This window comes from Xenorhabdus griffiniae, assembly GCF_015163655.1.
Lineage (GTDB): Bacteria > Pseudomonadota > Gammaproteobacteria > Enterobacterales > Enterobacteriaceae > Xenorhabdus > Xenorhabdus griffiniae.
This window is the reverse complement of sequence record NZ_JADEUF010000201.1, coordinates 1-3,010: the sequence shown is the minus strand read 5'-3', so window position 1 is coordinate 3,010 and position 3,010 is coordinate 1. Positions and strand designations below refer to the sequence as shown.

4 protein-coding genes are annotated in these 3,010 nt (G+C 46.5%); all 4 read right to left on the bottom strand.

Annotated elements, in window-relative coordinates; translation table 11 throughout:
• Positions 1–174: 174 nt before the first annotated feature.
• The 4 genes from IQ211_RS18615 to IQ211_RS18600 all read right to left on the bottom strand — a co-directional run bounded on the left by IQ211_RS18615 (position 175) and on the right by IQ211_RS18600 (position 2,657).
• The gene (locus IQ211_RS18615) at positions 175–840 is read right to left on the bottom strand and encodes an HNH endonuclease signature motif containing protein (protein WP_317618150.1); all 666 of its coding nucleotides are present in this window, start codon (positions 838–840) and stop codon (positions 175–177) included.
• A 16-nt stretch (positions 841–856) separates the two neighbouring features.
• On the bottom strand, positions 857–1,213 hold the full coding sequence (locus IQ211_RS18610) for an HNH endonuclease (protein ID WP_189761315.1): 357 nt from the start codon (positions 1,211–1,213) through the stop codon (positions 857–859).
• Positions 1,214–1,217: 4 nt separating this feature from the next.
• Complete coding sequence (locus IQ211_RS18605; protein ID WP_189761314.1) at positions 1,218–1,520, bottom strand: hypothetical protein; 303 nt, start codon at positions 1,518–1,520, stop codon at positions 1,218–1,220.
• A gap of 351 nt (positions 1,521–1,871) precedes the next feature.
• Positions 1,872–2,657 carry a KilA-N domain-containing protein gene (locus tag IQ211_RS18600; protein ID WP_189761313.1) on the bottom strand — a complete coding sequence of 262 codons (786 nt, stop codon included), beginning with the start codon at positions 2,655–2,657 and terminating at the stop codon, positions 1,872–1,874.
• Between the last annotated feature and the right edge of the window lie 353 nt (positions 2,658–3,010).

Below are 3,010 nucleotides of genomic sequence, written 5' to 3'. Positions count from 1 at the left end.
TCCTGTATTCAGGAAACAGTGAAAAAGGGATACAAAAACACCCGATTTAAATTTCATTTTTCGCGGGTATAAAAAAAGACCTAAGGCGGCGGTCCTTAAGGGTGAGAGTGGTAGAGATTTGACCTCCCCCTACCGCTTCATGACCATTCCTGTTGATACGGTTTTATCGTGAAACTAAATGTGAAATTGGTCACTGTATACTTTCGGCTTCCGTTTGCTAGGCGGGCCACTCTTGCCTATCCTTGGGCTAAATACCTTCTCTATTGCCCACCCTCTATCTAACCTCCATTGCAAGGTTGCAAATGATAAGCCTAGGTATCCAGCCCATTCATTTAAGCACATCGTTTTACCATGAGCAGTGTATCGCCTATGTGAGCGTAGCCGCATAGCGCGTGCTACCTTATGGTGCCCTCTTTTTTGGTTACAGGTCGGACAACTGGCTACAAGATTTTTTGGGGCATTATTCGTTTTGCAATCATCAAGATGATCCACATGCATATCATCCCATGTCACAACAGACTCACACCAATGGCAGCGGAATGGTCCATCACCATGATGCTGATAGTAAACGGCGCGATGCTCATAAACTCTACAGCTATTCCTCCTTAATGGGTGATCGGGTGCATATACCAATAAGTAACCACCAGAGTGCTGTAGCTTGCCCTGTTTTAGTGTTGAACGCCTTTCAGTTGAACCATGACGTCTCACTCTCATGTAGTGTTTTTCACAATAAGGGCTATTGCGAGAACGTACTTTTAATTCACAACCTTCAACCCGGCAAATATTCATCGCGGGTTTATTACAAGCGTGCAGACATCCTGCATCAATTGATCCAGTCACATTCACCTCTAATTATTTAGAATCGCTTTAGACGTTCGCGGGCTGTTTTGAATTTATGGCAACTATGGCAAATCGAGGATAGATTGTTATCCGCATCGGTTCCCCCATGTGCTTTGGGGATGATGTGGTCAACGGTCTTGGCTTCTACTGCTCGCCCAAGTCGTAAGCATGACTGACACAGGTATTTATCTCGCTTAAGGATCCGTTCACGCAACTTGTCCCACTTGCTGCCATAACCGCGTTCATGCCGGTTCTTGCCCTGTTGGTGAGATTGCCAGCCTGTGTGCAGATGGTCAGGGCAGTAGCCGCTGCGGTCAGTAGTCGTCTTAGGGCAGCCACGTTTGCGACAGGCTCTGGGGATACGAGGCGGCATGGCATCACCACCGCGAAAACAACCCGCCGCGCTCGCTCTCACGGACAACGAACTGGCGTATCTCTTCGCGCACTATCTGGCGGAGGTGTTCATCACGGGCTTGATTTATCTTCGCAGAGTCAATAGTGGGCGACTTCACAAAGATCTTGCCTGCAATACCAAATTGTTTTTCCATCTGCTGCGTGCCGACCTCATGCCGTCCATGAATGCGCTCCATCAGTTCAGCGATATGCTCTAACTGTGACTCCAGTTGGCTTAATGCCTCAGTGTTGTATTTGATATCGATGGTGAATGTGCTCTGTGGCATGGTTGTTCCTCAAATCAGAATAATTAACTGCGCGGGTTGATATAACCCCGACAATTTTTGCACTGTGGTGATATGAAATGCTGAAAAAACATTCAGAAAGTGATTTATCGTCCAATATCCGATTATCGGACTTTGCTTTTCTGCATGGCGATCACGACTCTTGAATCATGATGGCAATGTAGGCCGTCTCTCCGGCTGTCACATCTCTTCGTCTGCCTACAGCGGATGTTGCTGATAATGACCCGTCTTCTTCGGGGGCATGGGTTATTTTTGATTCTGTCGGTACGCTCGATGGCAAGGAGACATGTCATAGCTAATACCGACAGACGGCGATAACCCAGCGCAAAGGAATTAATGCCTGACCGCTGAATAACTGAATTCCCGTTCTACCGGCAGGATTAAGCAACCTTGTTCACCCGGCTTGCCAAATGACTGAACGCAACGTGCCTCAAAGTCTTTGTAGTCCACGCAGCCGTTGGCCAATATAGTGACCGCTTTCAGTTGTTCTGTGACCAGTTCCCGGGCTTCCGGTTTCAGGTATTGGTGGATCTTGTCCCCGCTGCCTTTAGCCGCTTCTCTTGCCTCAGCATAAACTGAGTCAGGCAGCACAACCTGATACACCCACTTGGAGGTGATCATGCCAAACAATGACGGGGTGCCGCCAACATGACCGTTGTAGGGCAATCCTGACATGCGGCTGAGTGCTTGATAGAAAGGTTGCTGGAAGCGCTTTTCCCATGTGGTGGGTTTATCCAGAAGAAAGATGGCATTGATACGTTGGTCAGTGAATGTAGGTTGTTGGTGGTTACGAATCAGCTCATCAATTTTTAAATCACACCAAACAGCAAAATCATCTGATAGCCATCTTGCAAAAAAAACCGCTAGCTTTGGATGGATCCATGTTCCGGGATTTAAACCACCTCTTTTAGTTACTATCAGACCAAAGTCCGATTTTCGGACATTGCCCATGTTTAGGGCGTTTGCGAGAGCTTTTATGTAACTTTTAGTACTGGGTAGCTCTTTCCATTTGGCTGGTTTCTTTCCATATCTGGAAGCAATATCCGTTGCATTGATCCAACCTTCGCTATTGAAAAATACAGGGTGCCCTTCATATTCAAATAGAATGATGTTACTCATAACGTATTACCTACATTTGAAATGAACCCTCGTTCACATAGGAAATCAGCCCGTCGAAGCTCGTCAGCTATAACTGACTTCCTCGAAGGCTCATATCAAAGTGATTGGATTCGACGTTGAAAGAATGGCGCTGTGAATGCGCAGTGAAAATAAAAATGCCACCATCCCGTGAGCGTTGGGTACGCGATGGGAACGGGTGGCAGCATGGGTTATTTCTGTAGCCACTCAGGGAATGGGTACAAAAATATTGGGTTTAGTTTCAGTGAGTAACTAATTGTTAAGCATTATTCGCTTGTTGTTGGGTGAAGATGGGTTTATGTGTTGCTGTACCTAATCTTTGAGGGAATTATTAT